Annotated in this window: 27 protein-coding genes and 3 riboswitches; of the genes, 9 read left to right on the top strand and 18 right to left on the bottom strand. The window is 48.5% G+C overall.

Annotated features, from left to right (window positions below):
• Window positions 1–89 precede the first annotated feature (89 nt).
• A riboswitch (FMN riboswitch) is annotated at window positions 90–234 on the bottom strand.
• 183 nt (window positions 235–417) lie between these two features.
• Genes ACN9MT_RS14065 through ACN9MT_RS14080 form a run of 4 tightly spaced genes read right to left on the bottom strand, consistent with a single transcriptional unit; the run spans window position 418 to window position 4,152 of the window.
• On the bottom strand, window positions 418–1,623 hold the full coding sequence (locus tag ACN9MT_RS14065; protein WP_426272450.1) for a M20 family metallopeptidase: 1,206 nt from the start codon (window positions 1,621–1,623) through the stop codon (window positions 418–420).
• A gap of 22 nt (window positions 1,624–1,645) precedes the next feature.
• Entirely contained in the window at window positions 1,646–2,464 is an 819-nt protein-coding gene (locus ACN9MT_RS14070) for a MetQ/NlpA family ABC transporter substrate-binding protein (RefSeq protein WP_426272451.1), read from the bottom strand.
• A gap of 19 nt (window positions 2,465–2,483) precedes the next feature.
• Complete coding sequence (locus ACN9MT_RS14075; RefSeq protein ID WP_023469541.1) at window positions 2,484–3,134, bottom strand: methionine ABC transporter permease; 651 nt, start codon at window positions 3,132–3,134, stop codon at window positions 2,484–2,486.
• Window positions 3,124–4,152, bottom strand: coding sequence for a methionine ABC transporter ATP-binding protein (locus ACN9MT_RS14080; protein WP_426272452.1), 1,029 nt, complete (start codon window positions 4,150–4,152; stop codon window positions 3,124–3,126). Before ACN9MT_RS14080 ends, ACN9MT_RS14075 begins: the two co-directional genes overlap by 11 nt.
• An 86-nt stretch (window positions 4,153–4,238) precedes the next feature.
• Window positions 4,239–4,342, bottom strand: a riboswitch (SAM riboswitch).
• 249 nt (window positions 4,343–4,591) lie between these two features.
• A riboswitch (SAM riboswitch) is annotated at window positions 4,592–4,693 on the top strand.
• 68 nt (window positions 4,694–4,761) lie between these two features.
• On the opposite strand from ACN9MT_RS14080, the gene ACN9MT_RS14085 reads away from it, so the two are divergent.
• Window positions 4,762–5,520, top strand: coding sequence for an alpha/beta hydrolase (locus ACN9MT_RS14085; protein WP_290753029.1), 759 nt, complete (start codon window positions 4,762–4,764; stop codon window positions 5,518–5,520).
• A gap of 82 nt (window positions 5,521–5,602) precedes the next feature.
• Here the strand turns inward: ACN9MT_RS14085 and ACN9MT_RS14090 are convergent, their stop codons facing one another.
• Window positions 5,603–6,217, bottom strand: a complete 615-nt coding sequence (locus tag ACN9MT_RS14090) for a thymidine kinase (protein WP_035410895.1) — start codon at window positions 6,215–6,217, stop codon at window positions 5,603–5,605.
• A gap of 183 nt (window positions 6,218–6,400) precedes the next feature.
• On the opposite strand from ACN9MT_RS14090, the gene ACN9MT_RS14095 reads away from it, so the two are divergent.
• Window positions 6,401–7,051 (top strand): DedA family protein, encoded by a 651-nt coding sequence (locus tag ACN9MT_RS14095; RefSeq protein WP_052019115.1) that lies wholly within the window; start codon window positions 6,401–6,403, stop codon window positions 7,049–7,051.
• A 35-nt stretch (window positions 7,052–7,086) separates the two neighbouring features.
• On the opposite strand, the gene ACN9MT_RS14100 is transcribed toward ACN9MT_RS14095, so the two are convergent.
• Window positions 7,087–7,332, bottom strand: a complete 246-nt coding sequence (locus ACN9MT_RS14100) for a type B 50S ribosomal protein L31 (protein ID WP_023469546.1) — start codon at window positions 7,330–7,332, stop codon at window positions 7,087–7,089.
• 91 nt (window positions 7,333–7,423) lie between these two features.
• Window positions 7,424–8,797 (bottom strand): transcription termination factor Rho, encoded by a 1,374-nt coding sequence (gene rho, locus ACN9MT_RS14105; RefSeq protein ID WP_056064138.1) that lies wholly within the window; start codon window positions 8,795–8,797, stop codon window positions 7,424–7,426.
• 355 nt (window positions 8,798–9,152) lie between these two features.
• On the opposite strand from rho, the gene ACN9MT_RS14110 reads away from it, so the two are divergent.
• On the top strand, window positions 9,153–9,830 hold the full coding sequence (locus ACN9MT_RS14110) for a C40 family peptidase (RefSeq protein WP_035410719.1): 678 nt from the start codon (window positions 9,153–9,155) through the stop codon (window positions 9,828–9,830).
• A 399-nt stretch (window positions 9,831–10,229) separates the two neighbouring features.
• Here the strand turns inward: ACN9MT_RS14110 and glpX are convergent, their stop codons facing one another.
• The 5 genes from glpX to ACN9MT_RS14135 all read right to left on the bottom strand — a co-directional run bounded on the left by glpX (window position 10,230) and on the right by ACN9MT_RS14135 (window position 14,667).
• The gene (glpX, locus tag ACN9MT_RS14115; RefSeq protein ID WP_035410722.1) at window positions 10,230–11,195 is read right to left on the bottom strand and encodes a class II fructose-bisphosphatase; all 966 of its coding nucleotides are present in this window, start codon (window positions 11,193–11,195) and stop codon (window positions 10,230–10,232) included.
• 32 nt (window positions 11,196–11,227) lie between these two features.
• A complete protein-coding gene (gene murA / locus ACN9MT_RS14120; RefSeq protein ID WP_290772808.1) occupies window positions 11,228–12,475 on the bottom strand; it encodes a UDP-N-acetylglucosamine 1-carboxyvinyltransferase in 1,248 nt (415 codons plus the stop codon).
• Between the two features lie 28 nt (window positions 12,476–12,503).
• Window positions 12,504–13,151, bottom strand: a complete 648-nt coding sequence (fsa, locus tag ACN9MT_RS14125) for a fructose-6-phosphate aldolase (RefSeq protein ID WP_023469552.1) — start codon at window positions 13,149–13,151, stop codon at window positions 12,504–12,506.
• Window positions 13,152–13,305: 154 nt separating this feature from the next.
• Entirely contained in the window at window positions 13,306–14,160 is an 855-nt protein-coding gene (gene fba / locus ACN9MT_RS14130) for a class II fructose-1,6-bisphosphate aldolase (protein WP_035410728.1), read from the bottom strand.
• Between the two features lie 132 nt (window positions 14,161–14,292).
• Window positions 14,293–14,667: a response regulator gene (locus ACN9MT_RS14135; protein WP_035410731.1), complete on the bottom strand. Its 375-nt coding sequence runs from the start codon at window positions 14,665–14,667 to the stop codon at window positions 14,293–14,295.
• Window positions 14,668–14,761: 94 nt separating this feature from the next.
• Between ACN9MT_RS14135 and ACN9MT_RS14140 the strand changes: the two genes are divergently transcribed.
• Window positions 14,762–15,271 carry a DUF2529 family protein gene (locus ACN9MT_RS14140; RefSeq protein WP_035395788.1) on the top strand — a complete coding sequence of 170 codons (510 nt, stop codon included), beginning with the start codon at window positions 14,762–14,764 and terminating at the stop codon, window positions 15,269–15,271.
• Between the two features lie 102 nt (window positions 15,272–15,373).
• Here the strand turns inward: ACN9MT_RS14140 and ACN9MT_RS14145 are convergent, their stop codons facing one another.
• Window positions 15,374–16,969, bottom strand: coding sequence for a CTP synthase (locus ACN9MT_RS14145; protein WP_047394418.1), 1,596 nt, complete (start codon window positions 16,967–16,969; stop codon window positions 15,374–15,376).
• Between the two features lie 267 nt (window positions 16,970–17,236).
• A complete protein-coding gene (rpoE, locus tag ACN9MT_RS14150) occupies window positions 17,237–17,761 on the bottom strand; it encodes a DNA-directed RNA polymerase subunit delta (RefSeq protein ID WP_426272453.1) in 525 nt (174 codons plus the stop codon).
• A 170-nt stretch (window positions 17,762–17,931) separates the two neighbouring features.
• On the opposite strand from rpoE, the gene ACN9MT_RS14155 reads away from it, so the two are divergent.
• The 4 genes from ACN9MT_RS14155 to ACN9MT_RS14170 all read left to right on the top strand — a co-directional run bounded on the left by ACN9MT_RS14155 (window position 17,932) and on the right by ACN9MT_RS14170 (window position 19,724).
• Window positions 17,932–18,375 (top strand): GNAT family N-acetyltransferase, encoded by a 444-nt coding sequence (locus ACN9MT_RS14155; RefSeq protein ID WP_426272454.1) that lies wholly within the window; start codon window positions 17,932–17,934, stop codon window positions 18,373–18,375.
• Window positions 18,376–18,420: 45 nt separating this feature from the next.
• Window positions 18,421–18,738 carry an ArsR/SmtB family transcription factor gene (locus ACN9MT_RS14160; protein WP_023469564.1) on the top strand — a complete coding sequence of 106 codons (318 nt, stop codon included), beginning with the start codon at window positions 18,421–18,423 and terminating at the stop codon, window positions 18,736–18,738.
• Window positions 18,739–18,803: 65 nt separating this feature from the next.
• Window positions 18,804–19,232 carry a DMT family transporter gene (locus ACN9MT_RS14165; protein WP_290756349.1) on the top strand — a complete coding sequence of 143 codons (429 nt, stop codon included), beginning with the start codon at window positions 18,804–18,806 and terminating at the stop codon, window positions 19,230–19,232.
• Between the two features lie 12 nt (window positions 19,233–19,244).
• The gene (locus ACN9MT_RS14170; protein ID WP_035395771.1) at window positions 19,245–19,724 is read left to right on the top strand and encodes a DMT family transporter; all 480 of its coding nucleotides are present in this window, start codon (window positions 19,245–19,247) and stop codon (window positions 19,722–19,724) included.
• A gap of 253 nt (window positions 19,725–19,977) precedes the next feature.
• On the opposite strand, the gene ACN9MT_RS14175 is transcribed toward ACN9MT_RS14170, so the two are convergent.
• Genes ACN9MT_RS14175 through ACN9MT_RS14190 form a run of 4 tightly spaced genes read right to left on the bottom strand, consistent with a single transcriptional unit; the run spans window position 19,978 to window position 22,587 of the window.
• Entirely contained in the window at window positions 19,978–20,313 is a 336-nt protein-coding gene (locus ACN9MT_RS14175) for a DUF6440 family protein (protein ID WP_426272455.1), read from the bottom strand.
• A 14-nt stretch (window positions 20,314–20,327) separates the two neighbouring features.
• Complete coding sequence (locus ACN9MT_RS14180; RefSeq protein WP_035410746.1) at window positions 20,328–20,798, bottom strand: heme-degrading domain-containing protein; 471 nt, start codon at window positions 20,796–20,798, stop codon at window positions 20,328–20,330.
• On the bottom strand, window positions 20,786–21,835 hold the full coding sequence (locus tag ACN9MT_RS14185; RefSeq protein ID WP_426272456.1) for a Gfo/Idh/MocA family oxidoreductase: 1,050 nt from the start codon (window positions 21,833–21,835) through the stop codon (window positions 20,786–20,788). The genes ACN9MT_RS14180 and ACN9MT_RS14185 overlap by 13 nt, the downstream gene beginning before the upstream one ends.
• Window positions 21,832–22,587 carry a DeoR/GlpR family DNA-binding transcription regulator gene (locus tag ACN9MT_RS14190; protein WP_426272457.1) on the bottom strand — a complete coding sequence of 252 codons (756 nt, stop codon included), beginning with the start codon at window positions 22,585–22,587 and terminating at the stop codon, window positions 21,832–21,834. Before ACN9MT_RS14190 ends, ACN9MT_RS14185 begins: the two co-directional genes overlap by 4 nt.
• A 127-nt stretch (window positions 22,588–22,714) precedes the next feature.
• Here ACN9MT_RS14190 and ACN9MT_RS14195 point away from each other — a divergent pair, with 127 nt between their 5' ends.
• On the top strand, window positions 22,715–23,548 hold the full coding sequence (locus ACN9MT_RS14195) for an SDR family oxidoreductase (RefSeq protein WP_329469375.1): 834 nt from the start codon (window positions 22,715–22,717) through the stop codon (window positions 23,546–23,548).
• Window positions 23,549–23,788: the final 240 nt, after the last annotated feature.

The raw sequence follows: 23,788 nt of genomic DNA on the forward strand, positions 1-23,788 counted from the left end.
AATACACGGTTCGCCTTCTGCTTTTTCGCATGCAGAAAGAGACCATCTTCTGAAAACATTTTTTCAGAAAACAGCTTGAATCGCGTCGTTTCGTTCTTCTCCCATCCGGACTTTACCGTCGGCCCTGGAATCTCACCAAGTCAGCCATGATGCGTACATCGCGGGTCGCGGGCTCGTCGATCGATCGATCGCATCACCGCCGGTTGGGATTTTCACCCTACCCCGAAGAACTGGATTATTGAGTTATACAACTTTAGCCTAGCATATCTTTTTCAAGAAAACAAAGCGCAAATGTTTCGGTATTGGCTCTTTTATGATTTCGTTCCACTTCTGTTACCCCTCCCCAATTCGTGATCTATTGGATACTAAAAATGACTGGAGCACCTGATATCAGTGCGTCCAGTCATTGTGTTCCGGTTACAAATAACCGTTCTTCCGGTCGTGGAATTCTTGGGCAATCGCTCCGCGTGTCCGTTCATCAGCGAGGACGCGAAGTGCTGTCCGTGCGAGGATTTTAGCGCCTGCGATCAACGCTTCATCCCCCGCTTCTGAACGGGCGGCTTCTTTGAATGCTTCTGTATGCGCGACGAGATCGTCCGGACCAATCTTGATATACGGATGGATTGTCGGGATGACTTGACTGATGTTACCCGCGTCCGTCGATCCAAGACCCGGTCGTTCGTCGAGGTGCACGATTTGCCCAAGCGCCTCTGCTTCTTCTTGGAAGAGACGATCAAACGTCCGGTTGAAGACGAGATTGTCGACTTCATTTTGGAAAGCGATGACGTCAAGCGTCGCCCCGGTCGCAAGTGCCGCACCTTGCGCGACCGCTTTGACTTTCTCCGTGACGGCATTCAGCCGTTCCCGTGTCGTCGCCCGAATGAAGAAACGTGCTTTTGCGTATTCCGGAATGATGTTCGGCGCATCGCCACCATTCGTGATGATCCCGTGGATCCGGACATCGTCCGGTAACTGCTGACGTAAGGCGTTGATCCCATTGAAGAGCTGAATGACAGCGTCGAGAGCGTTGATACCTTCTTCCGGTGTCGCCGCTGCGTGCGCGGGACGACCCGTAAAGGCAAAATCGAGCGGATCAACCGCAAGCGAGGACCCCGTGATCCGCGTTTGTCCGGACGGGTGGACCATCAAGGCCGCATCGATTCCTTCAAGCAACTGGTGTTTGACGAAACTGCCTTTCGCACTTCCGTTCGGCCCACCTTCTTCGGCTGGCGTTCCAAGCACGACGACACTCCCACCGACTTCATCAAGCACTTTGCTGAGCGCAATCGCCGCTGCGACACTCGTCGTTCCGATGATATTATGACCGCATGCGTGTCCGATGCCCGGCAACGCATCGTACTCAGCGAGAAAGGCAATTGTCGCGCCAGGTCGGTCGCTTGACTTCTTCGCGATGAACGCGGTCTCGTGCCCTGCGACGCCGAGTTCTACTGTAAAGCCTTCTGCCGTTAAACGCTCTGCATGTAGTCGCGAAGCAAAGAATTCCTCGTTACCGATTTCCGGCGTCGCATGAATCCGGTGGCTCGTCTCAAGATACGATTCCCGTTTTTGTTCGATGTCCTGCTCAATCGTCTCTACCCATGTCGTGCGTACTGGTGTCGTCATGCTATCCACTCTCCTTTAGAATTTATTCGCCGATTTCGCTTAGTGGAACGAACGTCGGGATCGAGCTACCTTTATATTCTTTTTTGATGAAAGCCGCGACATCTTTTTGTTGGTAAAGCGACGCGATCTTTTTTAGTTCTTTTTTGTTCTTGTCTTCCGTCCGTGTCGCGATGATGTTGATGTATGGTTTTGCTGTCTCGTTCTCATGGACGATCGAGTCCTTGATCGGATTTAGTCCTGCGTCAACAGCAATACCGTTATTGATGATCGATGCAGCGACGTCCGGTAAGACGCGTGGCGTTTGTCCCGCGACGATCGGAACGATTTTCAGTTTCTTCGGATTTTCAACGATCTTATCGACCGATCCATTGCCGTCAAAGTCGTCCGGTAATTTGATCAAACCTGCTTCTTGTAGTAACAAGAAGGCACGTCCCATGTTCGTCGCTTCGTTCGGAACAGCGATTTTGCCACCGACTGGAATATCTTTGACGTCCTTATATTTATCTGAGTAAATGCCCATCGGTGCAATGACGGTCGTCGCAATCGGCGACAGCTTCAACTTATGTTCCTTCTTGAAGGCGTTGAAGTAGGAAATCGTCTGGAAGGCATTGGCGTCGATCTCACCCTCAGCCAGTGCCATGTTCGGCTGGACATAATCGGAGAACTTGACGAGCTCGATTTTGATGCCCTCCTTTTCCGCTTTTTTCGCGACGTAATCCCACACTTGAGTGTCTGAACCACTGACCCCTAGCTTGATCGTCTTTTCTCCTTCTCCTGATGCTGAGCACCCGGCAAATAAAATCGTCGTTAATGTTGCTCCAATCGCTACTGCTTTTTTCATGGCTGAATCGCTCCCTTGATTAATGTCTTCTGATTTTTCGTGCGACGATGTTGCCTGTCGTCTGTAAGCCTTGGACTAAGATAACGAGAATCCCGACCGTGATGATCATGACTTTCGTGTCGAACCGTTGATAACCGTACGTAATTGCTAAGTCACCCAAACCGCCACCACCGATGGCGCCTGCCATCGCCGACGCCCCGATCAAGCCGACTGTTGCAATCGTTAAATTAAGGATTAGTGAACCGAGTGCTTCCGGTAAGAGGAAGCGGAAAATCGTTTGAAACGGTGTCGCCCCCATCGCTTCTGCTGCCTCAAGGACGCCTTTATCGACTTCAAGTAACGAGCTCTCGATCAGACGCGCCATGTACGGTGCGGCGTAAAAGACGAGCGGGACGATTGCGGCTTCGGTTCCGATCGACGTCTGGACGATCAACCGTGTCAACGGGATGATCGCAACAAGTAAGATGATGAACGGAATTGAACGGAAGATATTGACGATACTGTTGAAGAATGTGAACAGCGGGACGTTCTCGAGCAATGCCCCTTTCCGGGTGACGACGAGCAGGATGCCGAGTGGTAAACCGATCAAAGTCGAAAATAATAACGACACTGACACCATCGTCATCGTCTGCAAAAATGCTGTCCAGATATCACTGTAGTTAACTAGCATCAGCAAGCACCTCCTCGACGGTCACCTGTGCCTGATCGATGTACTGTAAGGCCCGTTTTACTTCGATCGTTTCACCGATCAGTTCAACAAGTAATGTACCGAACGGTGTTTCCTGTAACTCCGTGATGCTACCGTGCAGGATGTTGACATCGACGTCGAAGCGTTTTGCGACTTGCGACAAGAGTGGTTGTCCGGTGTGGTGTCCGAGAAAATGAATCTTATAGATCGGATGCGCATTCCGTGACTCGATCAACTGACGAATTGATGCCGGAATTTCATCATGCATGACGGAGCGGACGAAGTTTTTCGCTGTCTCGGTCTGCGGATTCGAAAAGACATCAAAGACTGTTCCTGACTCGATCAGCTTCCCAGCTTCGATGACGGCGACCCGGTCACAAATCTCACGGATGACGCCCATCTCATGGGTGATCAAGAGAATGGTGATCCCGTATTCCGCATTGATGCGTTTTAATAACTGGAGAATATGATGTGTCGTCTGAGGATCGAGTGCTGACGTCGCTTCGTCACATAAGAGGACGGATGGTTGCGTCGCTAGTGCCCGGGCGATGCCGACACGTTGCTTTTGTCCGCCGGATAATTGATCCGGATAATGATCCGCCTTGTCTGCGAGATCGACGAATTCGAGTAACTCCGTCACCCGGCGACGAATCTCGTCTTTCTTGACACCTGCGAGAACGAGTGGTTTCGCAACGTTCGTAAAGACCGTGTTTGCATTCAATAGATTGAAGTGTTGAAAGATCATCCCGATCCGCTGTTTCGCTTGGCGTAATTTTTTTGGTGATAGTTTTGTTAAATCTTCCCCGTCGACCGTCACTGTTCCTGACGTCGGTCGTTCTAATAGGTTGACGCAGCGGAGCAATGAACTTTTCCCAGCACCGCTAAAGCCGATGACACCGAAGATTTCGCCTTTTTCGATCGTCAGGTCGACACCGTCGAGTGCTGCGATCGTCTGATCCTTCGTGATGTACGTTTTTTTGACTTGATGAAATGCAATCATTCCGTTTTCCCCCTTCATTCAACAAAAAAGGTCCCTTCTTGAGAAACAAGAAGAGACCTGGATCCGCACAGTGGCAGAATCCACTCCACTCATCTCTCAGACATCTGTCTGATGGAATTGGCACAGTGCTCATAATGAGTCTGTTGCCGAGGTTTCGTAGGGCCAGTCCCTCCACCTCTCTGGATAAGTATTGCGGTATGAAATTCGTATGTGTGTTGTTGCGTTGTTGCTTATGTCGTAAAACTAATTTTTACATTACGGGTCGAACCTTTAAAAGTCAACCAACTTTGCAAAAATAATCCATTTGTCGCATATCGATTGAGTCATAAGTTATGAGTTAGCTGAAAGAACAAATCACGATTCGTCCAGAACGATTTGACAAGGCATTTTCGGTCGTGCTACCATCGTTTCAATGATTAATCCGACAATTCCAATATGATATTTATCAAGAGTGAACGAGAGACCTGGCTCTATGACTTCACGGCAACCTGCAATCTGTAAGGTGCTCCGACCAGCAAAGCGCGGCTTTGGATGATACGGTGAAAAACTCGTGGGCGTCCAAGCAGTGACGTTGACGAGTTTTTTTTCACGAATGGAGGAAAAATAGTAATGATGAACTATCCTGTATTGACTGGTGCTGAAGCATTTTATCTTCAAGGTGGACCGATCGGCATTTTAATCTGTCATGGTTTTAATGCGACCCCGCAAAGTGTTCGGGACGTCGGTGAGGCATTTGCTGCTAAAGGATTCACTGTCTATGCTCCACGTTTGCGTGGTCACGGGACGAACGTCCGTGAGTTCGAACAATCGACTGCTCGATGTTGGAAGCAGAGCCTGCAAGACGGCTATGCACGTTTACAAGAAACATGCGATCAAGTCTTCGTCATCGGTCAATCGATGGGCGCGACGCTCGCACTATCGCTCGCCGCTGACGGGATTCCATTTTCAGGCATCATTACGATCAATGCCGCTCTCTCCGTTCCGTCTTATGAAGCATTGTCGTTTGAAGATGGTCCACAGTACTTACCAGAAGGGGCACCGGATATCAAACGGTCTGCTTTCGAAATCATCTATGACCTCGTTCCGAGTCGTTGTGCATTCGAACTCGTCCGCTTGATGGATGAGACGAAAGGACGCCTTGGATCGATCCTTCTACCGACATTGATTCTTTACTCGGCAACCGATCACGTCGTTCCGCCGTCGAGCTCGGATTACCTGCATCAGCATATCGGGACGAATGATAAACGAATCTACTGTCTCCTCAACTCGTACCACGTCGCGACCCTCGATCATGATCAGGATTTAATCGTGCGTGAGACGATTCGTTTCATCGAACGCTCGAGTCGTTTCTCACAGGAAACGGGATAATAAAAAAACAGCTATTCGTCTTCACTTAGAAGCGAACAGCTGTTACATCAAAGGACGACCATCATCGGTTCGTCTTTTTTGTTTATCCTTTTTGGTGCTGCATCGTTTGGAGCGGCTTCGGCTTTCCTGGCACTTCATGGCAGTGGCGGCACCGTGGCTCATACGATTCTGAAGCGCCGACTAAAATGATCGGATCATCATAGTTCGCTGGTTTTCCATCAATCAAACGTTGTGTCCGGGAAGCCGGATCGCCACATGAGAGACAGATCGCCTGAAGTTTCGTCACAAATTCTGCGCGCGCCAGTAATTCCGGCATCTTGCCAAATGGCTCTGCCCGGAAATCCTGATCGAGTCCTGCACAAATGACGCGTTTTCCGTCTTGCGCAAGTGCTTCGATGACTTGAACGATCTCATCATCAAAGAATTGAACTTCATCAATTCCGACAATTTGTGTTTCTTCCGCTACTGCTGCATAGAGATCACGACTCGTCGCCATTGGAATCGCCACGACGGAATTTCCGATGTGAGAGACGACATGCTCTTCATGGTACCGGTCATCGATTGCCGGCTTGAATACTTGAACGGGCAGTTTGCCGTACTGTGCCCGTCTGACACGACGAATCAACTCTTCCGATTTCCCGGAAAACATACTGCCACAAATTACTTCGATCCAGCCGTACTGATTTATTACATGCATCATCGTCCGACACCGTCCTCTAAAAATAGTCACTTTAACGAGTATAGCTCGAAACGGTATTGAGAAAAAGGGTTGACTTCCGGAAATCAAAATTCATTTTTTCTTTACCTAGAATTTTTGTCCTTTCATTCCAACCTTCATCCATTTCCTGTACACTAAAGAAGAAGATTCTCGCGAAAGAAGGTGTCCCCGATTCATCATCTCTTACATGACATTCTGCACCAATATGGCGCCCTTGGTCTTTCCGTCCTTCTCGCAGGTGGTATCGTGGGATTGCCGGTTCCTGATGAGACCTTGCTCGTCCTGTCCGGTTTTTGGATGCATCAAGGCAATCTACCGCTGTTCGGTACGATTCTTGCCGCTTACGCTGGCAGTTGCATTGGAATGACGATTAGCTACGTGCTGGGCTTAAAACTCGGCATGCCCCTGTTGCATCGCGTCGGACCAAAGATGCGCATCTCAGAAAAACACATTCTCTCCGCTGAAGCCGGATTTCGTCGTTACGGCAAATCGGTCTTGATCATCGGTTACTACATACCTGGTCTTCGCCAACTCTCTGCCTTTTTTGCAGGTGTTTCAAAAATGCCGTTTCGCATTTTTGCGAGTTACGCGTATACAGGTGCTTTGATTTGGGTCAGTGTGTTCTTGGGCGCCGGCTACTTTGTTGGTCGTCATATCTCGTTCCATAAAGTCGTCGACTACATCTTGGCACATCCAGATGCTATGCCGTACTTGATCGGGATCGTCGGCGGGATTGCTTTCTCGTTCGTCTTAAAGACGTACCTTACGTACCGTTCGCAATTTAGCCTATACAAAAACAGCCTGCTTCCGTAATGGAGGCAGGCTGTTTTTTAAGAACCGGCAAGTAATTACTTGCGGCCGTATTTTTTGTTGAAGCGATCGACACGACCATCTGCCGCGTTGAACTTTTGACGACCTGTGTAGAATGGGTGCGAGTCTGAAGACACATCCACACGGATGAGTGGGTACTCGTTACCATCTTCCCAAGTGATCGTTTCGTTCGAAGAACGAGTAGAACCGCTTAAGAATTTGTACTCAGTCGTTGAATCCATAAATACTACTTTGTTGTAGTTAGGGTGAATTCCTTGTTTCATGGTTGATTTCTCTCCTTCCGCCCTGGTCCATTTGCTGAGCCAGAGTAAGTTACCTTCCTATACTAAACGATTTTTTTACGCGTCGCAATAGTTATTTTTCCGTCGTTGCTTCCTTCTTGACGGTACGCGGTTTAGCAGGTGCACGTCGGACCGTCTTCTTCTTTTCTTTCTCAAGTTCAGCAAAAAATTCTTCATTATTTTTCGTGTCGCGAATCTTACGCAGGAACGTATCGACGAACTCGTTCGACTCGTTCATCGTCCGACGAATCGTCCAGAGCGCATCGAGTTGCTCTTTCGGAAGCAAGAGTTCTTCCTTCCGCGTACCTGATTTGCGAATGTCGATTGCCGGGAAGATTCGGCGTTCCGACAGCTTACGATCGAGATGTAGCTCCATGTTTCCTGTTCCTTTGAATTCCTCATAGATGACGTCATCCATGCGGGATCCCGTCTCGACGAGCGCCGTCGCAAGAATCGTCAAACTGCCACCATGTTCGATGTTTCGCGCCGCACCAAAGAACCGTTTTGGTTTGTGGAACGCTGCTGGGTCAATCCCCCCTGAAAGCGTCCGTCCGCTTTGCGGCACTGTTAAGTTATACGCACGAGTCAAACGCGTGATCGAATCCATCAAGATGACGACATCTTTTTTATGTTCGACAAGTCGCATCGCCCGTTCAAGGACAAGTTCAGAAATCCGCACATGGTTGTCCGGTGTTTCGTCGAACGTTGAACTGACGACGTCTGCTCCCGGAACTGAACGCTCGATGTCAGTTACTTCCTCTGGTCGCTCATCGATCAATAGAATGATCAGCTCGACATCCGGATGATTCTCTTGAATCGAGTTCGCGATTTCTTTGAGGAGTGACGTCTTCCCTGCTTTTGGTGGTGCGACGATCAAACCGCGTTGTCCAAACCCAACTGGTGCAATCATATCCATGACACGAACCGATAAATGACGTGGCTCTGTCTCAAGACGCATTAAACGATCCGGATAGATCGGTGTCAGCGCCGGGAAGAACAAACGGTTACGCGCTGTATCCGGTGCTTCGCCGTTGACGGCTTCCACACTAAGTAACCCTTGGAAACGTTCGTTTTCCTTCGGTGGGCGTACTTTACCTGTGACGACATCACCATTACGTAGATTGAAGCGTCGGATTTGAGAAGCGGCGATATAGATATCTTCAGAGGATTGGGAATAATTGATAGGGCGAAGGAAGCCGAAGCCACCATCGTTTTGCATTTGTGGATTACCAGGGATGACTTCAAGTACCCCTTCGAGGAAATAAAGACCTGTTGATTCCGCCTGTGCTTTTAGAATCTTGAACATCAACTCACGCTTACGGGCTTCCCGATATTGCGGGACATTCTTCGTCTTTGCGATTTCATATAATTCTTTTAATGTCAGCTGGCTCAATTGAGCCAAAGTATAGGAACGTTCAGGTTTATCTTTTTTATCAGTTGTTGGCATGTTTTTCACCTATTCTTTATAAATTCAACTGCATTCAGCATACTTCCATACATACATCAGGAGGTATGTAATTTCTTTCGTGAACTAAAGGTATCATATTTTTTTAAATTCGTCGTCAACAATCCTTTGCGTTTCTTACTTTGTAATATTCAAGGATATTATTTCAGTTATGTTACAAAAGCATCTATTTTGTCTTCTAACTGAAAAAACGTTTTTAAGGGCGCACATGCTAAGATATTCCTGCAGACAAAATTCTTACACAGTTGTAAGGTTCACTGCTTAATTACACACTTAATGATTTCATCATATAACTTACGGACGCAACACACTACATTAAAACGGAGGAATTCTTAACATGAAACGTTTTCTAGCATCGATCGCGACAGCAGCCTTAGTGGTTTCAGGTTTTACATCAGTGGGTACAGGTAAAGTTGAAGCAGCAACAGTCACGAAAGTCAAGATCACGGACAACGGTCTTCGTGTTCGGACAGCTCCTTCTACGAAAGCAAGCATCGTCGGGAAAGTCAACGCTGGTCAAGTCTTTACATACAAAGGCAAATCAGGCAGCTGGACAAAAATCTCATACGGCGGTAAAACACGTTATGTCTTCTCACAATACACAAAGACATACAAATCATCTTCAAGCGCTAAAAAATCAACAAGCACATCTTCTAAACGGACGAAAATCCTGAACGAAGCAGCAAAACATAAAGGTACACCATACGTATGGGGCGGAACAACGACTCGTGGATTCGACTGCTCTGGTTTCACAAGCTACGTTTACAAGAAAGCGGCTGGTAAAACATTGCCACGTACGTCTTCTTCACAATATTCTTCTTCTAAGAAAGTCAGTGTTTCAAGCGTACAACCAGGAGATCTTGTCTTCTTCTCACACGGTAGCGGCATTCAACACGTCGGGATCGCAACAAGTAAGTCAAGCATGGTTAACTCAGAAACAGGTGGCGTTAAATACTCAAGCTTCAAATCAGGGTACTGGGGTTCACGTCTTGTCGGCGCAGGATCTTACCTTTAATTCATCATCTCAAAGCGGTTGAGCATTGGCTCGATCGCTTCTTTTCATCTCATTCAATTCATAAGAAGGAAATAGGATGCATGTCTTCATCACAGGTGCTTCAAGAGGTCTTAGTCGTGAATTCGCTTATCTGCACGATCAGGAGATCACATCTTGCTCGTCAAACGTGAGGCAATGCTCTTCAAAACGAAATTTCATGTCGAGCGATTTGGAGGTACTGCAATCTTCCCATACGATTTAACGAAGCGGAAAACGTTAGCACGTTTCCTTTTCCTCTAGGAATTGAGGATGAACGTCTTGATTCCTAGAAACATAGCAAAAAGAGTTGGTGTTTCGGAAATTATCCGAAACACCAACTCTTTTTTATCAATCAAGTCCTCACGTATGAGTCCGTCTCTTTTACTTAATGACAAGCTTCGGTTTTTTCTTAAACGAGTGAATGCCTTCAACGAAACGAACCGTTCCGGATTTCGCACGCATGACGACAGAGTGTGTCTGACCGCCTTGTGCCGTGAACTGGACACCTTTCATCAACTCACTGTCCGTGACCCCTGTCGCAGCGAAGATACAGTCGTCTCCTGCGACGAGATCGTCCATCATGAGAATCTTCGATGGATCTTCGATACCCATCTTCTTACAACGTTCGATCTCGGCATCGTCTGCTGGTAATAAGCGCCCTTGGAGCTCTCCACCGAGACACTTCAAGGCAACGGCAGCAAGAACGCCTTCCGGTGCGCCACCTGAACCGAGCAAGATATCAATCCCTGTATGCGGGAACGCCGTGTTGATTGCACCAGCAACGTCACCGTCACCAATCAAGCGAATCCGTGCCCCTGTTGCCCGAATCCGTTGAATGATTTCTTCATGACGTTCGCGATCAAGGATCGAGACGACGACGTCTTCGATTTCCTTGTTCTTCGCCTTTGCGACGGCTGCGATGTTTTCTTCAATCGTCGCATCCAGACTGATGTGTCCTGCTGCTTCTGGACCAACTGCAATCTTATCCATGTACATGTCCGGTGCATGGAGTAAATCTCCCGCATCCGCAACAGCGAGGACAGCAAGTGCGCCCCATGTTCCTTTTGCGACGATATTCGTTCCTTCGAGCGGATCGACAGCGACGTCAAGTCGTGGTCCATACCCATTTCCTAGCTTTTCTCCAATGTAAAGCATCGGTGCTTCATCCATCTCGCCTTCCCCGATGACGACGGTTCCTTTCATCGGAATCGTATCGAAGACATCACGCATCGCGCTTGTTGCCGCATCATCCGCTTCATTCTTCAATCCTTTTCCCATCCAGCGTGCAGAGGCAAGTGCTGCCGCCTCCGTGACGCGTACAAGTTCCATTGATAGACTTCTCTCCATGTGTATGTCCCCTCTCCCTTGTTACAAATCGGTCAAATCGTTTCACGCCATACGAGGGCGCCTAGTTCCTTCAACTTCTGATCAAATCGTTCGTAACTCTGGTCAAGCACTTCTGCGTGGTGCAATGTCGTCTCCCCTGAAGCGAGAAGTCCCGCCAAGACAAGTGCTGCGCCACCGCGTGGATCTGGTGCCTCGATTTCCGTACCGAGTAAGGATTCGCCACCACGAATGATGATCGAAGCGTCTTCATGCGTGATTCGGGCGTTTAAGCGCCGCAACTCCTGTACATGTCGGAAACGTTGCGGGTACAACTTATCGACAACGATACTCGCTCCTTTCGCTTGCAACAACGCTGCCGAGATGACAGGTTGTAGATCGCTTGGGAATCCACCGTAGTGGAAGACACGAATATCGACCGGCTTCGCCTCCTGGAATGTCGCCGTGACGGAATCATCTGTCACTTCGATCAACGCACCATACCGCTCGAGTTTTTGAATAACGCTCTCGAGATGGAGCGGAATGACGTTATCGACGGTGACGCGCCCAAGTGCCGCGCCCATCGTCAAAAACGTTCCTGCTTCCATCCGGTCTGGAATCAAGGTATGCCGGCAACCACTCAGGCGTGAGACACCTTTGATTCGAATCTCATCCGTTCCTGCCCCTTTGACATTTGCTCCCATGTTCGTCAGCATCGTACTGACGTCGATGACTTCTGGATCATAGGCAGCGTTTTCGATGACAGTCGTTCCTTCAGCGAAGACAGCGACGAGTAAAGCACTGATCGTCGCTCCGAATGACGGAAGATCGAGATAGATTCGGTTTCCGACGAGACGGTCAACGCGCATGTAATGGACGCCCTGCTCGTTACGTACGGAAACACCGAGACGCTCCAGTGCTTTGATGTGTAAATCAATCGGTCGTGGTCCGATGTCATAACCCCCAGGCAGACCGACGACTCCTTGTTTGAATCTGGCCGCCAGAACGCTCATAAGGTAGATCGATCCGCGTAACTTGCGCGTCTCCGCACCAGTTAACGGCATCGATTCAACCCGACTTGGATCAATCGTCACCATATCGCCTTGACGTGTCACGACCGTGCCGAGCGTCTCTAAAATCTCGATCATTGTCGCGACGTCGCCAATTTCCGGCACGCCTTCTAGAATGACCGTCTGATCCGTCAGTAGAGCTGCAGCAAGACACGGAATGGCGCTTTGCTTCGAACCACTGATTGATACGGTTCCTTCTAGGCGTTGTTGCCCTACGATATGCAAAATGTCCACGTTCCATCAACCTTTCTCTTCGCTACGATTATTGCTGCGTTTTTTCCCAGTCCGCGAGGAACTTTTCAATTCCTTGCGTCGTGAGTGGGTGGTGTGTGAGTGACTCGATGACCGAGAATGGAATCGTCGCGATGTCTGCGCCCGCAAGTGCAGCGTTCGTCACGTGAACCGGGTTCCGGACCGATGCCGCAATGATTTGTGTCGGAATATCATGTACGACGAAAATTTGAGCAATCGTCTCGACGAGGCCCATTCCATCTTGACCGATGTCATCTAGACGACCGAGGAATGGTGATACGTATGTCGCACCAGCACGGGCTGCGAGTAATGCTTGGTTCGGATTGAAGATCAATGTGACGTTCGTCGTGATCTTCTCTTTTGAAAGTGCTGCGACCGCTTCGAGTCCGGCCGGAGTCATTGGAACCTTAACCGTAATGTTCGGTGCGATCTGGGCAAGTTCCTTCCCTTCGCGAATCATTCCTTCTGCATCAAGCGCGATGACTTCAGCGCTGACAGAGACATCTCCGACGATTTCACAGATTTCACGAAGTCTTGTATGGAAATCGACGCCCTCCTTAGCGACGAGCGATGGATTCGTCGTGACACCATCTAAAATCCCCATTTTATGTGCTTTCTTGATGTCCTCTACGTTTGCTGTGTCAATGAAAAATCTCATCTTTCTCGTTCCCCTTTCATCCCTTGAAATCGCTTACGACTCTATTATAGGTTTTTTTCACGAGAAGTCCTACTGTTTTCCATCGAATACACGTTCATATGATATGAAAAAAGCACGGTAGACCGAAGTCTACCGCACTTTAAAGAGGAGTCGATTAAGCTTTGTTGCTTGAACCGAACTCACGCATCTTACCGATGACAGTTTGTTTGATTGCTTCACGACCTGGTGCGATGAATACGCGTGGGTCATATGCTTCTGGTTTCTCAGCCAACACTTCACGAACGACTTTCGCGAATGAGATTTGGTTCTCTGTGTTAACGTTGATTTTTGAAGTTCCGAGTGAGATCGCTTTTTCGATATCGTGTGTCGGAATTCCAGTTCCACCGTGAAGAACGAGTGGGAGGTTTGTAGCGTCACGGATTTCTTCCATCTCTTTGAATCCGAGGTTTGGTTCACCTTTGTATGGTCCGTGAACAGAACCGAGTGCAGGAGCAAGCGTGTCGATTCCAGTTTCTTTAACGATGCGTACACACTCGTCAAGTTTCGCGTACATGACATCACCGATGACGTCGTCTTCTTGTCCACCAACTGTACCAACTTCCGCTTCAACTGAAACGCCTTTAGCGTGAGCGTATTCAACGACTGCTTTAGTTGTTTCGATGTTTGTGTCGATCGGGCTGTGCGAATCATCGATCATGACAGATGTAAATCCAGCGTCGATCGCTTCTTTACATTTTTCAACGCTCGAACCGTGGTCGAGGTGGATTGCGACTGGAACTGTTACTTTCATGTCGTGTACGAGACCTTCAACCATTTTCACGACAGTGTAGAATCCGCCCATGTGGCGTGCTGCACCTTCAGATACTCCAAGGATAACTGGTGACTGCTCTTCTTGAGCCGCACCGAGAATCGCTTGTGTCCACTCGAGGTTGTTGATGTTGAATTGACCTACTGCATACTTACCTTCGAGAGCTTTGTTTAACATGTCTGTCATAGATACTAATGGCATAATGACATCCTCCTCTGTTTTGATCGCTGCTTACACGAACTCGTGCAATTTCAGACTGATTATAACATACTGATTCATCGGAACGTACAGCATTTCGCTTGGTTTTTTGGTTTGTGACGGCGACGTGAAGGATTAACCGCTTACATCGTGAGAAATTTGCACAGTCACTTCTTTTTTTAATTCGAAGATGTCAAATGGCTTCCCGAAGAAGGCGACGACCCCTAATCGTTTCGCTTCTTCCATCGCTTCTTTTTCACCGAGTGCCGTCATTAAAATCGTCCGGACACGTCGTCCGATCCGGTCCTGATGACGTAAAACCTCGATCCCGGTCCGCCCCGGCATGTTGACATCCATCAACAGCAAATCATATGCCGCTTCTTGTAAATAGACGATCGCTTCCTCTCCATCGACGGCGACGTCCGTTTCATACCCTTCTGTCCGGAACAATTGTGCAAGTAAGTTCCGGATTCCCGGCTCATCCTCGACGATCAACAATCTGCCTTTCATCTCTGCCACTCCCCCTCTAGTTATTTCCATTCTACACTAAAGCAAAACTTGCTTTATACTGTCCTTGAGAGAAATACAGAAAGGATGAAGAAAAATGATGAAAATCTTAGCTACACAATTCAACGGAAAATTGCAAACGCTCGCAAAACAGGAAGACGAACTATTCGATGTCGTCCGTCTGCTCGCACAGGCGCTCGTCGGAGAAGGCACGGTCTACGTCGACGCTTACGGTGAATGTGAAGGACTCTATCCAATGCTCTCAGAAGGTCCGGATCAGATGAAACGGGTTACGAAAATCAAGGATCGAAAGACACTGCACGCTGTCGATCGCGTCTTAATCTTTACGCCAGATACGGAACGCTCCGACCTTCTCGCTTCTCTTGCCCGCTATGACGCATGGCATACGCCTTATGCGATCGTCACACTCAGTGACGTGACAGAAACGCTCGAGCGTTCGATTGCACCGCTCGCATTGAAGTTTAATAAAGGATTGCTTCCGGCAGAGGACGGTTCACGTCACGGACTGCCGAGTCTTGCCCTTTGCGCGTTCCTCTTGACACATATCTTGACGCAACTACAAGAGATGACGGAAGAGTGGGATTAACACTTTTCTTCTATAATATGTAGTTCTGAATATAATTAATCAAAAAAGACGCGGTAAACTTCAAGATGCTGAAGGTTACCGCGTCTTTGATTATCTTTCTTTTCATTCACCAAGTGAAGCTTGGATGAAGTCATGGAAGAGTGCTTGTGGACGTTCGGGACGCGAGATCAATTCTGGGTGGAACTGACACGCGACGAACCATTTGTGTTCTGGAATCTCGATGATCTCAACGAGACGACCGTCTGGGCTCGTACCTGAGAAGACCATGCCGTTCGCTTCGAACTGCTCACGGAATTCGTTACCGAACTCATAACGGTGACGGTGACGTTCGTAGACGAGCTCGCTTGAATACGCGGCACGTGCTTTCGTTCCATCTTCGAGTTTACATGGGTAAAGTCCGAGACGGAGTGTACCACCGAGATCCTCGATGTCTTTTTGTTCTGGCAACAAGTCAATGATTGGGTATGGTGTCGCTGGGTCGATTTCCGCTGAGTGTGCGCCTTCAAGATTGAGTACGTTACGTGCGAATTCAACTGTCGCGAGTTGCATACCGAGACAGATACCGAAGAACGGTACGTTGTTTTCACGTGCAAAACGTGTCGCTTCGATTTTCCCTTCGATTCCGCGTTCTCCAAATCCACCAGGAACGAGGATTCCGTCTGCTGAACCGAGCAATTCGTTGACGTTTTCGCGCGTCACGTCTTCTGCGTTGATCCAGTCGATTTCGATATCACTGTTGAAGGCGAATCCAGCGTGTTTCAGTGCTTCTGCAACTGAGATGTACGCATCACGCAATTCGACGTATTTCCCGACGAGTGCGATCTTCGTCGTCTTCTCGAGGTGCGTCACTGTGTGGACGAGTTGTTTCCAAGCCGTCATGTCAGCAACTGGTGTGTCGAACTTGAAGTAGTCACAGACGAGTTGGTCCATGCCTTGACGTTGCAAGTTGAGCGGTACTTCGTAGAGCGTCGATGCATCTTGTGCTTCGATGACTGCTTCCGGACGTGTGTCACAGAAGAGAGCGATTTTATCTTTCATCTCTTGTGGGACTGGGTGCTCTGCACGTAAGACGATGATGTCTGGCTGGATACCATAGCTACGGAGTTCTTTGACACTGTGTTGTGTCGGTTTCGTCTTGAGCTCACCTGCTGCTGCAAGATACGGAACAAGCGTACAGTGGACGTACATGACGTTTTCTTTTCCGATATCGTTTTTCACTTGGCGAATGGCTTCGATGAACGGAAGCGACTCAATATCCCCTACTGTTCCACCAATCTCCGTGATGACGACGTCTGCGCCCGTTTCTTTTCCAGCACGGAAGACACGGTCTTTGATTTCGTTCGTGATGTGCGGAATGACTTGGACTGTTCCACCGTTGTAGTCTCCACGGCGTTCCTTCTTGAGGATCGTCGAGTAAATACGACCAGACGTGACGTTTGCGTTCTGGCTCAAGTTGATGTCGATGAAGCGCTCGTAGTGACCAAGGTCAAGGTCCGTCTCTGCGCCATCATCTGTGACGAAAACTTCCCCGTGTTGGTACGGGCTCATTGTACCCGGGTCGATGTTGATGTACGGGTCAAATTTTTGGATCGTGACGTTAAGGCCACGGTTTTTCAAGAGACGAGCGAGCGATGCAGCGGTGATCCCTTTACCGAGTGACGATACGACGCCACCTGTTACGAAAATATACTTTGTCATGTTAAATATTGCTCCCTTCTCTAATTCACATCTCAACAAAACAGAGGTGGTAAAAACAAAAAAGCAAAAGTGCCCCCATAATAGGAGACACTTTTGCTGAAATAAGCACGTTGCTTAAAGAAGCCCATGACTAACTTACGTCATTCGGAAAACTTCGTCAAGCCTAATTTTTCAGAGAAAAATTTTCGCGCTCGTTCGTCAGCCGTCAACGAAAAAACTGCCATTTCTATAGGGAAATAGCAGCTGTACAGTTGTGGTTGATCGTGCTTAGACTTCCTCTTCTTCTTCGAAGTCTTCTAAGTCTTCTTCGTCGAGATCGTCATCGAGTTCATCGATGGCTGCGACTTTTTTGAACGTATCATCGTCTTCGCTGTCGTCAGCTGAATCATAGTCTGCTGTCTTCGCGAATGTATCGAGATCGTCTTCGATCGTCTCGAACTCATCTTCTTCTGCATCATAGTTGAACTCTTCTTCAAACTCATCGAGTTCTCCACGTTGACGCGCTTCGATGACGAGATCCTCATCCGACTTATCAAACGGATACCAAGCGCGGAGTGACCAACGGTTCGCTCCGACGTTAACGAAGTTTCCGTCGATGTTCATGTCTGTATAGAGTTGAGCAAGTTTCTCGAACTTGTCTTCTTCATCTGTAAACGTATGGTACTTTTCGATTTCTGACGTGATGTCATCGAACGTGATTGGCTGTTCGCCAGCTTCTTGCAACATTTCATTGACGAATTCGATCAGCGAAAGATCAATAATCTCTTCTTTACTTAAACGGCTGAGGCTCATTGTGACGGCCACTTCCTTTCATTTGCGTTCAATCCATTACTTCTCATTATACGCAAAATGGCTTTTAAAAATCCAGTCTCTATTTAAAAAAAGCTCGAATTGATTCTCGATTTGTGTTTTTCCCGCTCCCGAAAAAGGAATATCCAAGAGAGAAGAAGGAGGAATGACAGATGGAGATGACAATCGAACGGGTCAACGATTTTGATGCCTTCAACTGGTTACCAATTTTATCAAAGAGTACACAGGAAGGCTATCCCTTCATCGAACGGATGCTACGCGAACGGCGAAACGAAACGTTCCAAGAGGATGGTGAGGCACTGTTTGTCGCTTTATCTCTTTCCGGACACGTCATCGCGTGCGGGGGGTATATGAAACAAACCGGCACGAACGACGTCGGTCGGATTCGTCATGTCTATGTCTTACCAGAAATACGACACCACGGTGTTGGTACGCAACTACTTGAGAAAATCATCCCGGAAGCACTTTTGACGTATTCCGAGCTCTGGCTCTATACGGACGATGCCAGTATCTTTTATGAACAATTCGGTTTTGAGCCGTATACAGCAACTAAAGTGACACATCGCCTTCTCAAGCATGGATTCGTTCAACCATAAGTTTCTTGAATTGACATATCGGGAATCATCGATTAGTTTAAGCATATGACAAATCAAGTGGATCTATTCAAGGCATTATCGAACGAGGTACGTCTTGATATCTTACGCTGGCTCAAGGATCCCGAGACTCATTTCAATAAGCCGACGGCCCATCTCGCGACGAATTTGTCGGACAAGGGAGGCATTTGCGTCGGAGATATCCAAGAGAAGGCGAACTTATCTCAATCGACCGTCTCCCAATATCTTGCGATGTTGCAAAAAGTCGGATTGCTCGAATCCGAACGTCACGGCAAATGGACGTATTACCGGCGAAATGAAGAAAAAATCCAGGAGCTTGCAGCGTACCTCAAAGGAGAACTTTGATTCGTTCTCCTCGCCTTACATATCGACATTTCTCGATATTTAGATTCGTGAAAGGATGAATTCTGTTGAAAATCGTGTATTACGCACTCGCGTTACTTGCGGGTATCGCTCTCAGTGTGGAAGGAGCCATCTATGGTGAGCTCGGGAACTTCGTCGGAAAACTCGAAAGTAGCTTTTATAATTTCTTCGCCGGTACGATCATCATCGGATTGATCGTCCTCTTCTTCGGAAAGGGTTCACTCGGCTATACATTCCGCGCACCGAAATGGACCTTGCTCGGTGGTCTACTCGGTAGCATCTACTTGACGATCTTGATCATCAGCATCCCGCTCGTCGGTGTCGGTCTCGCCATGATCAGTGTCATTCTCGGTCAAATGGTCGCTAGTATGGTCATCGAACATAACGGTTGGCTTGGTAGTCCGAAACGTCCCATCAATCGCGACAAGCTGATGGCTTCTGCTCTGATGCTCGTCGCCCTATTTCTTATCTTTTAAGGAGGTTCGCTCGTGAATATTCTATTACTTGGTTTTACATTACTCGGTGGCGTCATGCTGAGCGCACAGTCGTCTATCAATGGTGCCTTCAGTCAAAAGGCAGGGGCTCTCGAAAGTACGTTTCTGACCTTCTTCACGGGGATGCTGATTCTCGCTTTAGCCATCCTCTTCTTCGGACAAGGAAACGTCCTACTCTTGCTCGAAGCACCTCGTTGGCAACTAAGTGCTGTCCTGTTCGGCGTCAGTTATCTATTCCTGACGATTCTTGCCGTTCCGCAGATCGGTGTCACGGCAGCTAGTATCGCGACCGTCATCGGTCAACTCGCAGCAGGTATGGTCATTGACCACATCGGTGCATTCGGTGGCGTCGTCGTCCCACTCGACGGAAAACGTCTACTCGGTTTGCTTGCGATGTTAGCTGCGCTTTACTTCGTCTATCGCGGGAACACACGCAAAGACGTATCGGCTTCATCTGATTCGATGGCATCATGACGATTGCCCTCACGATTCGTTCACGCGCTTTTTCCTGTAGCAATCGTGTGAACAACGGAGTCCTACCACTTCTCGGAATTCATCAAGGAAACAGAAAAAACCGAAATGCTGAAGTGAATTTACTTCAACATTTCGGTTTTTTCGTGTCGAACGATTCGTTGTTGAACGTGCAAGACGAAGACTCCTTCAGGAAAAGCAGAATAAGTGAGACCTCGTAGATGCGATACTTATACTAGAAAAAATTGCACTTTTTTCAGTCGATTGGCTTATCAATAACGACTTTACCGTCCTTGTCTAACAACGGTGTCATTCCGTTCAAGCCAATCCCACTTGTCATTAAGTAATTTACACCTGTTTCCGTATCTACGACAATTTTGATAATACCACCACTTAGATGCTGTTTTGATTTAAGTATGAATCTTTTACTCATTGTTTCATATGACCTCTCGTTCTTTCCGACTTCCACACGACTCTTACAGAAAAAAGCACGATTCATTAGAGACACACAAGACCCGGATCGGCTGTCTGTGGCAGCCGAGACCAGTTTGTGTCTCGCCCAAGGAAAGCGAATGGAACATCGCAAGGACATCGAATGAATCTATATCACTGTTCCAGCTGTTGTCTCTTAAGTAAACGTAACGCTTCCGTCGCAAGACGATGGTCTGCTTCCTGCGATAGACCGGAAACGGTGATCGTACCAACGACACCGACTCCTTCGATCCGGATCGGGAACGACCCACCGGCATCGACATAATCGGCTGGAGAAACAGCATACATCGTATGATACGAGCGATGTTTGCTCTCATTATACCGACGCATGTACAGCGAGCTATAGCCATGTCGCAAGACGACGTTCGATTTCCGGCGAATCCACTCTTCTTGATCCGGTGCCGTACCATCGAGCGCCGCGTAATATAAACGCTGCCCATTCCGTTTGATTTCAACGGCAATCGACAAGTTTTTCTTCATCGCCCGTCCGATCAACTCATGCCCCATCCCGATCGCTTCCGTATTCGTCAGTGACGTCAGGACGAGTTCTTCCTCTTCCGCAAGCAGCACTTTCAATTCTTCCATGCATCCCATTCCTTTCGTAAGAGGCATCGCCCTTCATCACTGCTGATGCGCACTGCTTCAATCAAGCGCATTGTTTTTTCAGCGTCGCGTAAATCGACAGGTACCCGTCCACCGCGAAGTCCTTCCGCCAACTGTTCGTAAAACGTCGCATAACTGCCTGGAAGTGTCGCGAGGCGCTCAACTGGCTGATCGGCGATCTGGAGATAGCCATAGGAGTCCACTTCATCTTCGCCGAGCTGTCCATCGACAGCATGACCTTTCGCAAGCCGTCCTTCTTGTGGATCCATTCCATATTTAATGTAACTGCCGCGTGTCGCATGGAACTCAAAACGCGGTGTCGGTCCTTGGATAAAGGATGCCGAGCGAAGAATGACACGCCGCGTACCGTAATGTAGCGTGACATGGAAACCGTCATCGACAACAGCACCGTCACGTTGCAGGTAAACATCGCCCGTCAGAGCATCCGGTTCTCCAAACAAGGCAAGTGCTTGATCGAGTAAGTGTGAGCCGAGATCAAACAGGATGCCGGCACCATCACCCGCTTGTTCCCGCCAACGCTCCCGAACAACTGGGCGATAGCGATCAAAGCGTGACTCAATGACTTGCCAGTCCCCAATTTCGTTCATCTCCATCAATTGTTCAAGTGTCAGGAAGTCCCCGTCAAAGCGACGGTTTTGATAGACGGCGATTTGAACCCCGTGCTGTTTTGCTAACGTTTGCAGCGCCAGTGCTTCTTCGATCGTCACGACGGCCGGCTTTTCGAGTAAGACGTGCTTTTTTGCTTCGATCGCTTGTTTTGCCATTTCGAAATGCAGTGCCGTTGGTGTCGTGATGACGACAAGTTCCGTATTCTCATCTCGCAACGCATCAGCAAGGGTAGCGACGACTATCGCCTCACTGAAATGTTGTGCCACCTGCTCCGGTCGACTCGAGACGACTTGTGTCACTTCAAATGCCGGTAATGCTTGTAAGAACGGAACGTGGAACGTCACCGCTGAAAAGCCGAATCCGACGAGCGTCGTTTGAATCGGGTTCATGTTGTTTCCTCCTCTGTCACGTCGAGATCGACATGATAATGATCTAATCGTTCTTGCCACGTTGCGTCTGGTACTTGATCGGTGACGAGCATATCGATTTGTCCCCAATCACAGACCTTATGCAAAAAGCGCTTATTGAATTTCGTATGGTCTGCGAGGACGATGACACGGTTCGCACTTCGAATCATCGCCTTCTTTACGACCGCTTCTTCGAGTTGTTCCGCAAAAAGTCCTTCTTCCGTCAACCCACATGCTCCAAGAAAAACACAATCGACTTGATAATTCAGGATGTCGTCTGCCGTCTTGATCCCACTCAAGCTTCGCGCATGCCGGTCGAAACGCCCTCCCGTGACGTACAGCTCAATATCCCTCCGCGCTCCGACGTGATCGGCGATATCGAGTGAGTTCGTGATGACCTGTAGTGAATACGGTGGAAGTGCCCGTGCCATCTCAGATACCGTCGTTGCAGCGTCGAGCAATAAGCGATCGTTCGCTTGGACGTGACGCGCCGCGCGCTGTCCGATCCGCCGTTTTTCCGGTTTCTCTGTCCGCTGTTCATATGCAAGCGTCCCACCAGCACGGACTAATCCATTCTTAACACGAATGATCTCCCCTTCTTGTTCGAGGACGATGACGTCACGACGTGCGGTATCTCGTGAAATCTGATACTCCTGCATCAGTTGATCCAGCGAAATTTCAGGACTCGTCTTGATCCATTCCCGCATCTGTTGCAGCCGTTCGATTTGCCCCATCGATTCCTACCTCCTTTTTTCTTTATATTAAGTTTTTTCATTACCATATGCAATTTTATTGCAAATAATTCGACGATAATTCGGGTAAATAATAGAAGACAACTACTTTCAGAACGGAGGAATTGATATGCAAACGATATTGATCACGGGTGCTTCTTCCGGTATCGGTCTGGCGACGGCGCAGCGGTTTGCGGAAGCCGGCTGGTCTGTCTACGCTGGTGTTCGGAGTCCGGGTGAGATGACTGTGTCGTTACCGACGCTCACCTTCTTGTCGCTCGATGTCACAGATGAAACAAGCGTGAAGGCAGCCATCCGGCAAATCGAACAAGAGGTCGATCACCTGGACGTTGTATTCTGCAACGCCGGTCATGGTTTACTGCGCGCACTCGGTCAAGCGACAAGTTATGAAATCAAGCAACTCTTCGAAACGAATGTCTTCGGTGTCATCCGAACGATTGAAGCCTGCCTCCCCTTACTCAAACAAGCACCGGAAGGTAGTCACTTACTCGCGACTTCAAGCGTCAGTGGTCTCGTCGGTCAACCGATGAATGAATTGTATTGTGCCAGTAAGTTTGCAATCGAAGGGCTGTTCGAAAGTCTTGCGACCTACTATAAACCGTACTTCAATATCGACGTCACCCTGATTGAACCGGCCGCCGTCGAGACGAACTTTACCGCAAATGTTCTCGATCAACTTGAACGGACGGGTGGCTTACACGAAGACGACTTCAAACCGATCATCACGGCTTATTTGCAGACGTACCGAACGCGACATGCCGACCGCCAATCGGCAGAAGCTCTGGCTGAGGTGATCTTCGAGGTCGTCCACCGTGACGAACGTCCGTTACGAATCCGGACGACGGAAGCCGATGAACATTTCGTCGCCCATAAGACGCATCATGATCCGTCAGGACTCCAAGGTGTCGCTAAAATACGACGGCTGACATTAAATCTCGATTGATTCCCCTTTTTTAAAATTTCAATCCGCCTAAGCAATCTGCGCCCACTATACTGAGACTATCTATCTAAAAATCATCTCGAAGAGCGGAACGCATGCCATCCTTGTTTCTTTTTACGATCGTCTATCTGATTCCGACCTTCATCATGTTCTATATGTCGATTGATATATTTTTACGCACTCCATCACATCCGCAACACTAACTGCTCAGCTTATTCACGTTCGCTTACTTATGGGATGTTC

Source organism: Exiguobacterium sp. R-17, from assembly GCF_049913315.1.
GTDB lineage: Bacteria > Bacillota > Bacilli > Exiguobacteriales > Exiguobacteriaceae > Exiguobacterium_A.